The sequence below is a fragment of the Nostoc sp. genome (genome assembly GCF_036917415.1).
Lineage (GTDB): Bacteria > Cyanobacteriota > Cyanobacteriia > Cyanobacteriales > Nostocaceae > Nostoc.
In genome coordinates, this window is the sequence record NZ_JBALDJ010000107.1 from 157,312 (window position 1) to 172,210 (window position 14,899).

At 40.2% G+C, this 14,899-nt stretch carries 18 protein-coding genes; 16 read left to right on the plus strand and 2 right to left on the minus strand.

Annotated features, from left to right (window positions below):
* Positions 1-147: 147 nt before the first annotated feature.
* The 12 genes from infA to V7K41_RS23775 all read left to right on the plus strand — a co-directional run bounded on the left by infA (position 148) and on the right by V7K41_RS23775 (position 7,513).
* The gene (infA, locus tag V7K41_RS23720; RefSeq protein WP_006276978.1) at positions 148-372 is read left to right on the plus strand and encodes a translation initiation factor IF-1; all 225 of its coding nucleotides are present in this window, start codon (positions 148-150) and stop codon (positions 370-372) included.
* Between the two features lie 118 nt (positions 373-490).
* The gene (gene rpmJ / locus V7K41_RS23725; RefSeq protein WP_015129703.1) at positions 491-604 is read left to right on the plus strand and encodes a 50S ribosomal protein L36; all 114 of its coding nucleotides are present in this window, start codon (positions 491-493) and stop codon (positions 602-604) included.
* A gap of 115 nt (positions 605-719) precedes the next feature.
* Positions 720-1,100, plus strand: coding sequence for a 30S ribosomal protein S13 (gene rpsM / locus V7K41_RS23730; protein WP_104906411.1), 381 nt, complete (start codon positions 720-722; stop codon positions 1,098-1,100).
* A gap of 54 nt (positions 1,101-1,154) precedes the next feature.
* The gene (gene rpsK, locus V7K41_RS23735) at positions 1,155-1,550 is read left to right on the plus strand and encodes a 30S ribosomal protein S11 (RefSeq protein ID WP_012410703.1); all 396 of its coding nucleotides are present in this window, start codon (positions 1,155-1,157) and stop codon (positions 1,548-1,550) included.
* Between the two features lie 310 nt (positions 1,551-1,860).
* The gene (locus V7K41_RS23740; protein ID WP_334852175.1) at positions 1,861-2,808 is read left to right on the plus strand and encodes a DNA-directed RNA polymerase subunit alpha; all 948 of its coding nucleotides are present in this window, start codon (positions 1,861-1,863) and stop codon (positions 2,806-2,808) included.
* A gap of 32 nt (positions 2,809-2,840) precedes the next feature.
* Positions 2,841-3,191 carry a 50S ribosomal protein L17 gene (rplQ, locus tag V7K41_RS23745; protein WP_069070759.1) on the plus strand — a complete coding sequence of 117 codons (351 nt, stop codon included), beginning with the start codon at positions 2,841-2,843 and terminating at the stop codon, positions 3,189-3,191.
* Between the two features lie 96 nt (positions 3,192-3,287).
* Positions 3,288-4,136, plus strand: a complete 849-nt coding sequence (gene truA / locus V7K41_RS23750) for a tRNA pseudouridine(38-40) synthase TruA (protein WP_334852251.1) — start codon at positions 3,288-3,290, stop codon at positions 4,134-4,136.
* Positions 4,137-4,265: 129 nt separating this feature from the next.
* Entirely contained in the window at positions 4,266-4,727 is a 462-nt protein-coding gene (gene rplM / locus V7K41_RS23755) for a 50S ribosomal protein L13 (RefSeq protein ID WP_334852177.1), read from the plus strand.
* Entirely contained in the window at positions 4,727-5,143 is a 417-nt protein-coding gene (gene rpsI, locus V7K41_RS23760) for a 30S ribosomal protein S9 (protein ID WP_104906415.1), read from the plus strand. Before rplM ends, rpsI begins: the two co-directional genes overlap by 1 nt.
* 168 nt (positions 5,144-5,311) lie before the next feature.
* Positions 5,312-5,554, plus strand: a complete 243-nt coding sequence (gene rpmE / locus V7K41_RS23765) for a 50S ribosomal protein L31 (protein ID WP_334852179.1) — start codon at positions 5,312-5,314, stop codon at positions 5,552-5,554.
* Positions 5,555-5,658: 104 nt separating this feature from the next.
* A complete protein-coding gene (gene prfA / locus V7K41_RS23770; RefSeq protein WP_292864102.1) occupies positions 5,659-6,756 on the plus strand; it encodes a peptide chain release factor 1 in 1,098 nt (365 codons plus the stop codon).
* 298 nt (positions 6,757-7,054) lie between these two features.
* Entirely contained in the window at positions 7,055-7,513 is a 459-nt protein-coding gene (locus tag V7K41_RS23775; RefSeq protein ID WP_334852253.1) for a DUF29 domain-containing protein, read from the plus strand.
* Positions 7,514-7,565: 52 nt separating this feature from the next.
* Here V7K41_RS23775 and V7K41_RS23780 read toward each other — a convergent pair whose 3' ends face one another.
* Positions 7,566-8,294: a type I restriction enzyme HsdR N-terminal domain-containing protein gene (locus V7K41_RS23780; RefSeq protein WP_334852181.1), complete on the minus strand. Its 729-nt coding sequence runs from the start codon at positions 8,292-8,294 to the stop codon at positions 7,566-7,568.
* Between the two features lie 95 nt (positions 8,295-8,389).
* On the minus strand, positions 8,390-10,372 hold the full coding sequence (locus tag V7K41_RS23785; RefSeq protein ID WP_334852183.1) for a hypothetical protein: 1,983 nt from the start codon (positions 10,370-10,372) through the stop codon (positions 8,390-8,392).
* Positions 10,373-10,729: 357 nt separating this feature from the next.
* On the opposite strand from V7K41_RS23785, the gene V7K41_RS23790 reads away from it, so the two are divergent.
* From V7K41_RS23790 to V7K41_RS23805, 4 genes are all read left to right on the plus strand, one after another.
* On the plus strand, positions 10,730-11,212 hold the full coding sequence (locus tag V7K41_RS23790) for a hypothetical protein (RefSeq protein ID WP_334852185.1): 483 nt from the start codon (positions 10,730-10,732) through the stop codon (positions 11,210-11,212).
* 49 nt (positions 11,213-11,261) lie between these two features.
* A complete protein-coding gene (locus V7K41_RS23795) occupies positions 11,262-12,092 on the plus strand; it encodes an Rpn family recombination-promoting nuclease/putative transposase (RefSeq protein ID WP_334852186.1) in 831 nt (276 codons plus the stop codon).
* A gap of 155 nt (positions 12,093-12,247) precedes the next feature.
* A complete protein-coding gene (locus V7K41_RS23800) occupies positions 12,248-13,942 on the plus strand; it encodes an ABC-F family ATP-binding cassette domain-containing protein (RefSeq protein ID WP_334852189.1) in 1,695 nt (564 codons plus the stop codon).
* Positions 13,943-14,424: 482 nt separating this feature from the next.
* Entirely contained in the window at positions 14,425-14,721 is a 297-nt protein-coding gene (locus tag V7K41_RS23805; protein ID WP_334852191.1) for a TRADD-N-associated membrane domain-containing protein, read from the plus strand.
* Positions 14,722-14,899 lie beyond the last annotated feature (178 nt).

Below are 14,899 nucleotides of genomic sequence, written 5' to 3' on the forward strand. Positions count from 1 at the left end.
CCCTGCTCCCCACTACCCCTACCAAGAAGAAGATCAATTTTAGCTAAGATATATTAATAAACTGTTGATATATTTCTTAAAATGTGTTCTTTTGCAGATGAAGCGCTGCAACTGAACACGAAATTGTTGAGTTGAGGAAAAAACAAATTGTCTAAGCAAGATTTGATTGAAATGGAAGGCACGGTTACAGAGTCCTTGCCCAACGCGATGTTTCGCGTTGACTTGGACAATGGCTTTAACGTGCTAGCACACATTTCCGGCAAGATTCGCCGAAATTATATCAAGATTTTGCCCGGCGATCGCGTCAAGGTGGAGTTAACCCCCTACGACTTGACCAAAGGCAGAATTACCTATCGACTACGAAAGAAGTAAGTATATGTAGAGAATTTTACCATAAAACCATTTTTTTGGCTGTGTTATTAGTCATTAAACTGGATTAATTTCCCTAGAAATGCTATAATTTTATATTTGGAGTCAAAAAATAAAAGGCATGAAAGTTAGAGCCTCAGTCAAGAAAATTTGTGAAAAGTGTAACGTGATCAAACGTCGTGGTCGCGTCATGGTGATCTGCGTGAACCCTAAGCACAAGCAACGTCAAGGATAACACTCTTACCAACAGAGTAAGTTGTAACACGCATATCATCATTAAAACGAAAAGACGCGATTAATCACGTTTTTCCAACTAACAGTAATTGCGAGAACAATAGGGAGAGTTCATTGTGGCACGTATTGCCGGAGTAGACCTTCCACGCGATAAGCGCGTCGAGATCGGTCTGACTTACATCTACGGAATTGGATTATCACGCTCTCAAGAAATTATAGCGGCTACTGGTGTGAACCCAGACACTCGCGTTAAGGACTTAAGTGATGCCGATGTGACAGCCCTACGAGGGGAAATAGAAACCAACTATCAAGTTGAAGGTGACTTGCGGCGCTTGGAGTCTTTGAACATCAAGCGCTTAGTTGACATTGGAACCTACAGAGGTCGTCGTCATCGCATGGGCTTACCAGTCAGAGGCCAAAGAACTCGCACAAATGCCAGAACCCGTAGAGGCAGAAGGCAGACAGTGGCTGGGAAGAAGAAGGCTCCAGGGAAATAATTTTGCAACGCTTGCTAATCCGAGCAAGTTTTACCTTAAATCAACTAAACAAGTATGGCGAGACAACCAACTAAAAAATCCGGGAGCAAGAAGCAGAAACGGAATGTACCCAGTGGGATGGCCTACATCCAGTCTACTTTCAACAATAGCATTGTCACCATTACCGATCAAAACGGAGATGTCATCTCCTGGGCTAGTGCTGGTTCTAGCGGTTTTAAGGGAGCAAAAAAGGGAACTCCCTTTGCAGCGCAAACCGCAGCTGAAAGTGCAGCCCGTCGAGCTATCGATCAAGGAATGCGTCAAATCGAGGTAATGGTCAGTGGACCAGGAGCAGGTAGAGAAACCGCTATTCGGGCACTCCAAGGAGCAGGACTGGAAATTACACTGATTCGGGATATTACCCCGATTCCTCACAATGGTTGTCGTCCACCCAAGCGCCGTCGAGTTTAAATACCAAGACTTGGGCAGTGAGGACGAAAAGTTACAGCCAGTAATGACCGCTTGAGCGTTTAACGTGCAAACTGTCATTGATTCAAAGCTTGGGCGACCAGAAGCACGTCAGATTTTCCCGCTGGAAAAGCTGTTAATCTTCGGGCTACCCAAAATATTATTAGCGCCTGCAAGCGAAATAGAAGTATCAAACTATACCATAAATTTGGAGTAAAAGTTTGATATACCTATAATCTACAGGACATAAATTCAATTCTGGAGGCAATTGATTTGTCTGCTAGCAGCACCTTAGAAAAAGGGAGGCTCATCCGTGGCGCAGTTTCAAATTGAATGTGTAGAGTCGAATACCGAAGAAAGTCGGAACCATTACAGTAAATTTGTTCTAGAACCTCTAGAGCGTGGTCAAGGAACAACTGTTGGCAACGCACTGCGGCGGGTTTTACTGTCTAACCTAGAAGGTACAGCAGTTACAGCTGTGCGGATTGCGGGCGTTTCACACGAGTTTGCTACAGTTCCAGGTGTGCGGGAAGATGTACTGGAAATCCTCATGAGAATGAAGGAAGTTATCCTGAAAAACTATTCTTCGCAGCCTCAGATTGGTAGATTACTCGTTAGCGGCCCAACAACAATCACTGCGGCACATTTTGATTTACCCAGTGAAGTAGAAGTCATCGATCCTACCCAGTATGTAGCCACCATCGCTGAGGGTGGAAAGCTGGAAATGGAATTTCGGATCGAGAAAGGCAAAGGCTATCGCACTGTAGAGCGAGGACGCGAGGAAGCCACATCGTTGGATTTTCTCCAAATCGACTCGATATTTATGCCTGTGCGAAAAGTCAACTACAGTGTTGAAGAATCTCGTGGGGAAGGCTTGATTCCAAAAGACCGACTACTGTTAGAAGTTTGGACAAATGGCAGTATTTCCCCTCAAGAAGCACTATCTTCGGCCGCTGCAATCTTGGTAGATTTATTCAACCCGTTGAAAGATATCTCCCTAGAACCAACAGACACAGGTTCGGACATTCCAGACGACCCAACTGCCCAGATACCCATCGAAGAGTTGCAACTTTCTGTACGGGCATATAACTGTCTCAAACGGGCACAAGTTAACTCTGTGGCAGATTTGTTGGATTATACCCAAGAAGACCTCTTAGAAATTAAGAACTTTGGGCAGAAGTCAGCAGAAGAAGTCGTGGAAGCTTTGCAGCGACGCTTGGGCATCACCCTGCCAATGGAAAGAGGCTCTAAACACCCTTAAGAAAAACCGTTCATAATTCATAGTGCATAATTATGCGTCACCGTTGTCGCGTCAAAAAACTCAGTAAACCAGCAGATCAACGCCGTGCTTTACTGCGATCGCTCGCCACCGAGCTGATCCGTCATGGTAAGATCACCACCACTTTAATTAGAGCGAAAGTTCTACGAAGTGAAGTGGAAAAAATGATTACCCTAGCCAAAAATGGCTCATTGGCAGCACGCCGCGAAGCTCTTGGCTATATCTTCGACAAACAACTGGTTCACGCTCTATTTGAGCAAGCTCCGACTCGATATGGCGATCGCCAGGGCGGTTATACCCGCATCCTGCGTACCGTACCGCGTCGGGGTGATAATGCAAAAATGGCAATAATTGAATTGGTTTAGGTCATTTAGTCATTGGTCATTGGTCATTAGTCATTGGTTATTTACAAATAACAAAGAACAAATGACAAAAGACAAATGACAAAGGACAAAATCTGTATGTTAGAAAGCCACCAGCCTACACAAACTCATCGAGTAGCCTTGGTAATCCAATACCTGGGCACTCATTTTCATGGCTGGCAAAGGCAAAAAAAACACCGGACAGTCCAAGAAGAGATCGAAATTGCGATCGCTACTATTCTTGGGCATCATGTAACATTACATGGTGCAGGGCGAACCGATTCTGGAGTTCACGCTGCTGCTCAAGTAGCCCATTTTGAAGCTACAGGTTTAATTCCGCCTCACAAGTGGGCAACAATCCTAAATAGCTATCTGCCGCCAGATATATTAATCAGGGCTTCAGCTAGTGTCGATAACCGTTGGCACGCTCGCTTTAGTGCAGCCTATCGACGGTATCGCTACACAATATACACTGAAGATCGACTTAACTTGTTTGTAAGACCCTTCAGTTGGCATTATTATTATGCACCCCTGGATGAATCTTTAATTCAAGCTGCCTTGAAACCTCTATTGGGAAAGCATCACTTAGCTGCCTTTCATCGTGCAGGCTCAAAGCGATCGCATTCCTGGGTAGAGGTGCAAGCAGCAGAGTGTCGTCGCAGTGGGCCATTTATCCATATTGAAATACAGGCAGATGGATTTTTGTATGGCATGGTACGGCTGTTGGTAGGGATGCTGGTAGAAGTAGGTTCTGGACAACGAACACTTTCTAGCTTCACCCAACTATGGAAAGAACAACGCCGGGAAGAAGTGAAATACGCCGCACCGCCCCAAGGCTTGTGCTTGTTGCGAGTCGGCTATCCAGATTTTCCCTTTCCACAAGAGATTTGGTACGACACCTTGCCAAAGTTCGTCGCTAGTCAAGAGTCATTAGTCATTGGTCATTAGTCATTGGTCATTAGTCATTGGTCATTAGTGAATAACAAAGGACAACTGACAAAGGACAAAGGACAAATAACAAATGACAAATAACAAATGACTAATGACAAATTAAAAATGACAAAGGACAAATGACAAATGACAACAGTTAAAACATACCTTCCTTCTCAAGCATCCCTTGAGCGTGAGTGGTACATAGTAGATGCCACCGATAAACGCCTCGGTCGCCTCGCTAGTGAAATCGCTCAGGTATTGAGAGGCAAAAAGAAACCCGAATATACACCCCATCTAGATACAGGTGACTTCGTAATCGTCATCAATGCCGAGAAAGTAGCAGTCACAGGCAAAAAGCGCACTCAAAAGCTTTACCGCCGCCATTCTGGTCGTCCCGGCGGGATGAAAACGGAAACTTTCGCTAAACTGCAAGAGCGCATACCAGAACGGATTTTAGAACAAGCTGTTAAAGGTATGCTACCTAAAAATAGCCTCGGTAAGCAGTTGTTCACCAAGCTGAAAGTTTACGCTGGACCTACGCATCCCCATGATGCTCAAAAACCTAAAGAACTAAAAGTTAGTACAATTCCTGGAGAAGAAAATTAATGGTAGTAGCAGATGCTAATAGCGGTCGCGCCGTATACTGGGGTACTGGTCGTCGTAAGAACGCAGTAGCAAGGGTACGCTTGGTTCCAGGCACTGGTCAACTGATTGTGAACGGTAAAGATGGAACCTTGTATTTCCAATTCAACCCCAACTATCTGGGAGTGATCAAAGCACCCCTGGAAACTCTGGGACTTGAAAACGAATATGACATTTTGGTGAAAGCAGAAGGCGGCGGCTTGACCGGACAGGCTGATTCTGTTCGCTTGGGAGTTGCTCGTGCTTTGTGCCAACTAGACCCAGACAACCGCCCACCTTTGAAAACCGAAGGTTATTTGACTCGCGATCCCAGAGCAAAAGAGCGGAAGAAATATGGTTTACATAAAGCTCGGAAAGCGCCTCAGTACTCTAAGCGATAAGCTATTAGGGACTGGGTACTGGGTATTGGGTATTGGATATTGGGCATTAAGAAAAGTCCGTTTTTTATCTCTTTCCCAGTCCCCAATCCCTAGTCCCCATTCCCCACTCCCTAGCTTCAACTGAACGCTGAAAGTTATAATTTATATAGATTCATCACAAAAAGAACAATGGCTAAAGCTGATATTCACCCCAAGTGGTATCCAGATGCTAAAGTTTACTGCAACGGTCAAGTTGTTATGACCATTGGCTCTACTAAGCCAGAATTGCACGTAGATGTTTGGTCTGGAAATCACCCATTTTACACCGGCACTCAGAAGATTATTGACACTGAGGGTCGAGTAGAGCGCTTCCTCCGCAAGTACGGCATGAGCAGCACTCAAACAGCTGGCGACGATCAAACCAAAAAGTAGCGGGTTGGCTCTGCTGTTAACGACGGCCCTGCATCAGCTGGGTCGATTTTCATTTATATGCTCGAGCCAATTTGTTATTTTTTTAAGGAGCGATCGCACTCGTCATGGCTGAATCATACTTACTGGACAAACTAAAATCTGTTGAACAAACCTTTAATGAATTAACACGTCGTCTTGGCGACCCCGATACCGCTAGTAATCCTGATGAGTATCAAGAAATTGCTAAGTCTCGTTCTTCTTTGGAAGAGGTAGTGGATACTTATGAAATTTGGAAAGCAGCCCAAGAAGACTTGACCGGAGCGCGTCAGGTTTACAAAGAATCTGCGAGTGACCCAGAGTTGCAAGAAATGGCGGCACTGGAAGTAAAGGAACTTGAGGAAAAAATAGAAAACTTAGAGTCTCGCTTGAAGGTCTTACTGCTACCACGCGATCCCAATGATGAAAAGAATATCATGTTGGAAATTCGCGCAGGTACTGGTGGCGATGAAGCAAGTATTTGGGCTGGCGATTTGATGCAGATGTACACCCGCTATGCCCAGACTCAAGGTTGGAAAGTTTCTCTAGTGAGCGAATCTCGTGGAGAAATGGGTGGCTGGAAAGAGGTCATTCTCGAAATTAAAGGTAATGACGTTTACAGCCAGTTAAAGTTTGAAGCTGGAGTGCATCGTGTGCAGCGCGTGCCGGCAACTGAATCCGGGGGACGGGTTCATACTTCCACAGCTACCGTGGCGATTATGCCAGAGGTGGATGATGTGGAAATTCACATTGACCCGAAAGATATTGAAATGACTACAGCTCGTTCTGGCGGTGCTGGTGGACAAAACGTCAACAAGGTGGAAACAGCCGTTGACTTGATGCACAAACCAACGGGAATACGCATTTTCTGTACAGAAGAACGCAGCCAGTTGCAAAACAAAGAACGGGCAATGCAAATTCTGCGGGCGAAGTTGTATGAAATCAAGTTAAGCGAACAACAAGAGGCTGTAACTTCCATGCGGCGATCGCAGGTTGGTACTGGATCGCGATCGGAAAAAATTCGCACCTATAATTATAAAGATAACCGAGCTACCGATCACCGCTTAGGTCAGAATTATTCCCTTAACCCTGTTTTGGAAGGTGATTTAGAGACGCTGATCCAATCTTGTATATCTCTAGACCAGCAAGAACGTCTCGCGGAGTTAGCGACTTCTGCCGCTAACTAATTTTTGCTGTTAATATTTCTGTAAAACCACTTATTGTATTGTTGCTTTTAACACATACAGTTGGTTTTCTAATATCGCGTAGAGTGCATCTTCCATTTCACTAGGATAATGGTAATAGGCAAATTTGTACTTCATAAGGTAATTTAGCCTCGCCCATTCTTCAGAGTTTGGCAGGTATAAATTAACTTTTCTACTTGCTTTTGCCAAGGTGCAAAAATCCGGTAGCTTTTTTAAGGGCGATTTAGCAGAAAATCGGATCGAACTAGCTCGTGGTTTCTTGCTGTTAAGATTCAATTTTATGGACAAACCTTTTTTGTATGACCAAGACTTCTATGGCTGGACACAGCAGCAGGCTAAAGCGTTAGAGCAGAGGCTAGTTATGGAACTAGACTGGCAACACCTGCAAGAGGAAATTCAAGCTTTGGGGAGACAGGAGTATCGAGAACTCGTAAGTCGTCTGAGTGTATTACTCGGTCATCTGTTGAAGTGGGAGTATCAACCCGAACAACGCTCTCGGAGTTGGTTTTTAACGATTCGAGAACAGCGTCGCGCTATCCACAGGCATCTGCGACAGAACCCTAGTTTAAAATCTCGAATAGAAGAAGCGTTGTTAGATGGCTTTGAAGCGGGAGTGGATTTGGCGCTACGAGAAACTAGCTTACCATTACGAACTTTTCCAGAGGATTGCCCCTATTTATTTGATGATGCGATCGCAGACAATTTCCTGTGCGAGACTAGTCAAGACTGGGAAGGATAATTCCTACCATTTTTCTTACGCTTATTTGTTATTTGGAGACATGTTATATTTGTCAATAAATAATAGAAACTAGCTTTTCAAAATCTTGGTAATTTAAGCTTTGCCGCCTTTTACCATTTTTAAGATAGTTCACCTGATGATCTTGAGACTCAAAGAAAGTGCCTGATACAGGTAATTGTTCACCTTTAAGTCTAAAAGTTATTGTATTCAGCTTATATTCACCATACTTTTTAACAAGATAAATAAAACTATCAAAACTTCCATTTACAGCTTTTTCAAATTCTAATATATCCTTCTCTAACTTATTAGAATTTTGTAAAATTAACGGTGGTATATCTTTAAGACTATTGAGATAATTACTCGTAAATACTGCGTCTTTTTTCGTATATGCAATAATTTCATGATAATTATATAAAATACCTATTTCTGAACCAGATTTTTTTAGGTATCTTTCAATCTGTTCCTCATGATTCTGTAAGTCTTCTTCTTCTCGCTTCACTTCCACAATCATCAGAGGAGGGTGATATGGTTTAAAATATTTATTTCTGACAGTTTTATATAGTTCTATATCATGATTATTAGATTCAACTTTGATATCAATTTCATTTGGAAATAAACAACTTTTATTTACCAAAAAGTAGATAAATATTTGCCTAACTTTTTCTTCTGGTCTTCCACCAATAACAATTTCTCTTCCTCTAATCAAGCATTTTGTATATTCTGTATAACTTCTCTTGTATATCTTTAGTTGGATGGATATTTCTTCACTTAAGCTATTCATAGATAGTAAGTTTTATTTGGATAAAAAAGGAATTGTTAGGACGCGATAATATTGTGTCCTCTGTATTTACTATGCAATTTTCAATCGCTATCTGTCTATTTTTCTCCGAAAAAGCTTAATAGTTTAATAACTAACTTTTTCCAAGACTTTTCTGCTTGAATCTCTAAAAAATTGTTTAAATTTTTCTCTTTTTCAAGTTCGTGCTTCAATGTCTGACATACATTGTCTGTATAAGTTTGATCTGGAGGTCTTACCTTACCTTTCTCATTAATTAGAGCCTCCCAGAATTTAGAATCTTCGCTTTGAGGTGATAGTTTAGTTTGAGCTTCCTCTTGAATCTGTTTTCCTACTTCACTTATAAAATCGTCATACAATGAGTTAAGCTGTATAATTAATTCAGGGATAAATGTCTTTAAAGATTCATTTGCCGATGTCATGTCATTCAGGATATTTTCTAATTCCTGCTTTGGTTGTTTTGTAAACTTCTTCAACATTTCATCTTCATTTATTCCTTCAGCAACAACTCTCATATCGTAATATATATCTATATTCCTTGGATCGTAAAAACCAAAGTTTCTATGAATAGCGTGTTTAGTATTCCATGCTGAATAAACTTTACGATAATATTCAACATATTTAGTAACAAAACCTTTATCTTGACCTTGGTCTTTATAATTAAAACTTTGTACTCTTTTACTTAAATCCTGTAAATCCTTTATTTTGTAAATGGCATTTTCAATTGCCTTAATTTCTGCTACTGTCAAAGCATCACCATTTTTTATTCTCGTAAAGCTTTCTTGGATATTCTTTATTTCGCCCAACAAAATATTTCGTCTACGTTGTACTACACTGGCTATGGCTTCGATAAATTCATTTTTATCGGCCTGTACATATTCTTCACTGTATATATCATCACTATAGTACTTAAAAGCATCATAGAACAAAATGTTTTCTAGAAAAAAATCTAAATTCAAATTCCTGAATGTAGCTTGAACTTCTTCTTTTCTAATTTGAATTCCTGTATACCAATCTCCATCACATCCATTCACTTGTTCAGGTTGATTTTTGTGAGGTAATACCAAAGTTACAAATCTATGATGAAAATCTTTGGATTTAGATGTAAGATGATAACCTATTAAATTCCTAATATTAGCTTCCGGAGCATCATTAAAGGGAGTGACAAAAAGACAGATAGTATCCTGATTCTCAATATATTTCTGCAAGTCTTTACGAATTGGATTTTCATCAAGTCCTTTAGTATCCACAACTGAATCGAACTGAGACAAGTTTGAGCCAGATAAAATATTATAGCTCACATAAAGATATATTTTTCTAGGAATAGCAAACTCCTCAAATTCAACATTATTGATGGCAGCAAATGTATTTTTTATCCATTCTTGCTCATTTTTTTGATTATCAAATTCAATCTTATTCGTAGTCCTAGATTCCAGATTTGCATTATTAAAAACAACTTTTTTAAATTCATCGAATCCTAATAAATCAATATTTTCCTTAGCTAGGTCAATTCTTTTAGGTCTATTTCTAATACCATCAGAAATTGTTTTATTGTAAAAATTCATTTTTATGATATTTCTAATAGCCCTTTCAAGTTCTGTAGAAATAATTATTTTCTGATCTGGTTTATTATTGTTTTTATCTGCAATATAGTCGCAGAATTCAAAAATAATATTTTCCATCTCATCAACTGTATAAGGCTCTATTTCTATGTAAGTTTTTTCCGCAGATTTGATAATTACTTCACATATAGTAGTTCTGCCTGATCCCGTTGATAGTAACTCTTTGGGAGTTTTAGAAACAGTAAAGTTGCTTATTAAGTTAAAAAGATGACAAATAGCTGTAGTCTTCCCTTGCCCAATAGTACCTATAAAAGCAATTTTATATTTTTCTATACTAAGAATTTTTTCTATTTCATCTAATCTTTCTAGTTTGGATTTCAGGTTATTGATGCAAATATGATTAGGTATAGTAATCTCAGAATGACCTGATATTTTATTTATTTCCTTTCTCAAGTTTTGTTTTAAGGATGCAATCTCTTCTTGCCACGTTGTTGTCAACATACTGTTTACCCTGTTTCGATGCTTATTTACTTGATATTTACAGTATGCCCATTATGGTTAAATATCTAACAACAGCCCTATAACACCACCAACCCCATCTCTGGTAAGCCTTTAGCTACTTGGTGATGAGCAAGGCGAGATCACTAATTTTGCTTGAGTTCGAGGTTCTGATAGAAATACATAACAGCTACACAAACTAAGTCTATCTACGCGGACTTCAGGAAGTTGAAACCCACCTCTGTGGGTTTTGTTTCCATAGCTGCGATTTCTAATTGCCAGGGCTAGGGTATTTTACTGGCAGTTAAAGAATAAATGGTTTTAAAATGGTGCAATCTTAAAATATTTAGGGGTGCAGCTATGTCACTACGCAATGAGCCTTTAGATTGGCATTTTGAATCAAATGAACATTATATACCGATTTATCATCAAGGTGATTTAGTAGGATTTTTTAAACCAGAATATGCCAGTGAAGTTATTAAGTTTTTAAATGAAGAAGAAGTTTTAAAAAAAGCACTAAAAATGGCTTGTACTGATTTAATTAAAAAGATGGGCGGCGATACGAGGAAAGTATATTATTTAATGGAAAAATATGTAAAAACTAGCGAACGTCCGAAGCATGGAACGAGAGCGATCGCAGTTTTACTTCACGATAGGCAAAAAGAGCTTGACTTGAGTAATCAGGAGTTTGCTAAATTCTGCGACACCTTTAAATTATCCCCTACCGAACTGAATAATATTTATACTGGAGAAGCATTTGATGATAGTTTATTAGCGCCCCTTTCACGTATATTAGGGATAGCAAAAGAGCAATTGCTGAAAGTGCGAGATGGTTCTGAATAATCAAGCAACATATAAACAGTAAATCAAAATTTTCAATTGATATAAAGTTGTGAAAACAGACATCATCTTTTATCGCCTGTTTCAAGAATTACCTGATATCTTCTTTGAACTTATTGGTAATTCTCCAGAAGAAGCTAGCCTTTATCAATTTTCATCAGTTGAAATCAAACAAACAGCCTTCAGAATCGATGGTGTATTTCTGCCTACACAAGGAAGTGAGAACCAAATTTATTTTGTTGAAGTGCAATTTCAGGCTGATGGAGAAATTTATTCACGGCTAATTGCAGAAATATGTTTATACCTCCGTCAGAATCAACCATCAAATGACTGGGGTGCTGTGGTTTTATACCCAAACAGGAATGTAGATACAGGAGATATCAAACATTACCATGAGTTTTTCACAAGTGGGCGCGTCAAACGGATTTATCTTGATGAATTAGGTGAAGCTGCATCGCTTCCACTTGGCATTGCAACTGCTAAATTAGTAATTGCAACCGACGATGTAGCGATCGCTAAAGCAAGGGTGTTGATAGACAGAACCAAGTCAGAGATCAGCTCACCACCAAAACAGCAGCAATTATTACAATTTATAGAGACTATTTTGGCTTATAAGTTTCCTGCAATGAGTAGGGAGGAGATGGAGGAAATGTTTGGCTTAAGCGAGTTAAAGCAAACCAGATTTTATCAAGAAGCCTTTCAGGAAGGCATTGAACAAGGCATTGAACAAGGCATTGAACAAGGTGAGGTTAGAGGTGAGCTTAAAGGTAAACTAAAAGCAGTACCAGCAATGTTGACAGCAGGATTGACTGTAGAACAAGTAGCAGAGGCGTTAGATTTGAGTGTTGAAGAAGTCAGACAAGTAACACAAAATCAGCCTTAAGAGGGATGCGTAGTTTTTATGTGTGAGTGAGGGTAAACTTTGTTTGCGCCTCTCCAAACTCGATCGCGACAAATTTATAGTTAATTTTTGTTAATATTAGAGGCGGTGTTAGTACTTCGTCCTCAACCACCCACTCCCTACCTGAGAGAAACTTAATGCTGCGACTAGAACATATAAGTAAAATTTATCCCACAGGCGAAGTTCTCAAAGATATCAACTGGGAAGTTAAACCAGGCGATCGCATTGGCTTAGTCGGTGTCAACGGTGCTGGAAAATCTACCCAACTGAAAATCATCTCTGGGGAAATTGAACCTACCGCTGGCGAAATTATCCGTCCCAATAGCTTACATATAGCCTACCTCAACCAAGAGTTTGAAGTAGACCCCACCCGCACCGTTAGAGAAGAATTTTGGACTGTCTTCAAAGAAGCCAACGAAGTACAGTTATCTCTGGCGCATATACCACGAGAGATGGAAACGGCTAACCCAGATGAACTGGATCGACTGATCGACAAGTTGGATCGCTTGCAGCGTAAATTTGAAGCCTTAGATGGCTACAACTTAGATGCACGCATCGGGAAAATTTTACCAGAGATGGGGTTTGGGCTAGAAGATGGCGATCGCCTCGTCAGTGCCTTCAGTGGTGGTTGGCAAATGCGGATGAGTTTGGGTAAAATTCTCCTGCAAAAACCCGACTTGTTGCTGCTGGATGAACCGACTAACCACCTAGACTTAGAAACCATTGAGTGGTTGGAAAATTACCTCAGAGGGCTAGTTACGCCGATGGTAATAGTCTCCCATGACCGGGAGTTCCTTGACCGCCTCTGTACCCAAATTGTGGAAACTGAACGTGGCGTTTCCAGTACTTACCTTGGTAACTACTCGTCATATTTAGAACAAAAAGCCGAAAGTCAATCAGCACAGCTTAGTGCTTACGAACGCCAGCAGAAAGAATTAGAGAAACAGCAAACCTTTGTTGATAGATTTCGCGCCAGTGCTACCCGCAGTACTCAGGCAAAAAGCCGGGAAAAGCAACTCGACAAAATTGAGCGCATTGAAGCACCCATTGCTGGAGTAAGAACTCTACACTTCCGTTTTCCCCCTGCACCCCGCAGTGGACGCGAGGTAGTAGAAATTCAAGATTTAACTCATCTTTATGGTGATAAAATATTGTTTTTGGCAGCAAATCTCTTAATTGAAAGAGGCGATCGCATTGCATTTCTTGGCCCCAACGGTGCTGGAAAATCTACTCTTCTGCGCGTAATTATGGGCATGGAACCACCCACAGAAGGTAGCGTTCAATTAGGCGCTCATAATGTTATTCCTGGTTACTTTGAGCAAAATCAAGCTGAAGCTTTGGACTTGAAGAAAACTGTCATGGAAACTATCCATGATGAAGTTCCCGACTGGGATAATCAAGAAGTCCGCACGCTGTTGGGACGCTTCTTATTCACTGGTGATACTGTATTTAAAGCAGTTGGGGCATTAAGTGGAGGAGAAAAAGCTCGTCTAGCGTTGGCAAAAATGCTCTTACGTCCCGCAAACTTACTAATTTTAGATGAGCCGACAAACCACCTAGATATTCCAGCTAAAGAAATGCTGGAAGAGGCGCTACAAAACTATGATGGCACGGCAATTGTAGTCTCTCATGACCGCTACTTTATTTCTCAAGTAGCAAATAAAATCGTCGAAATTCGTGATGGAGAATTCCGCGTCTATTTAGGAGATTATCATTACTATCTCCAGAAAATTGCTGAAGAAAAAGAACAGGCAAAATTAGCTGCAATAGAAGCCGAAAAAGCAGCGAAAAAAGCTGCTAAAGCTGCTAAAGCTTCTACAAAAAGGAAATGAAAAACTAGAAAAGGACTTAGTAGTAGCGCGAAAATGCTACTACTAAGTAACAACTCCTTATTAGCGTTTAAAAACATCACAGAAAAATTACTAAAATTTAAAAAGTATTTCAAAAAACTGCAAGTCATTCATACAAATAAGTTAATAAGCAAAAATTCACTTGCGTCGTGGATTAGCAATGGTATCATTCGGTTATCAGAAAGCAAGAAAGCTTTTTGGACCATTTTTACTTAAGTATTGCTACTGTATTGTGCTAATAAAACACAGCTATTCTCAAGCTAAGATTCTCTAGCTGAGAGTTTTCAGTATGTTAAAAACCTGCCCATTAGTTTTCAGCTTCCAGGCAGGTTATTAAACACTACTGACTTAAAGTGGTCTTTAGAAGATGGCAGCCTATTTGTAGGGCTAGCCTTTCTTAAGCTGCTGGGTAGTTCGCAGCTACCTTGCAGACTTTCAAAAAAACCTACTTTTTCAGAAATCAAATGAACAAACAATCTAAAACTAACATAGAAGTGCAGCCAAAGGATATTTCAATACACTGGTATCAAAAACGCTCCCGACAAGCCAGTGCAAGTTTTAACTTAGCTATTAGCCTAGCAACAGCAACTACTATACTTGGCGTTGTAACTGCTATATCAGTTTGCTTGGGAAATGTATTAGCAGCGACAACAGCTGTTGGACTTACCTCTGGAGTTGTGAGCAAAATGTTTTTCAACTTCTGTGATAATGCAAACAAGAGACTGGATGAGACTGCTAAAGAGCTTTTAGAAGATGATTAAATGTTCCTTTTTGGTTTGGTTATTTTTGTATGCTGCTAAAGTTACTGCAAAACAAAAATGATTTACCTTAGTTTAGGAGTAGCAATTGCTACTCCTAAATTAATCAATAATTTAAAAATCATAAAATACACAAGATTTAACAAGCTTAAGAAAAATCTAAGAAAACTATAAAGTAATT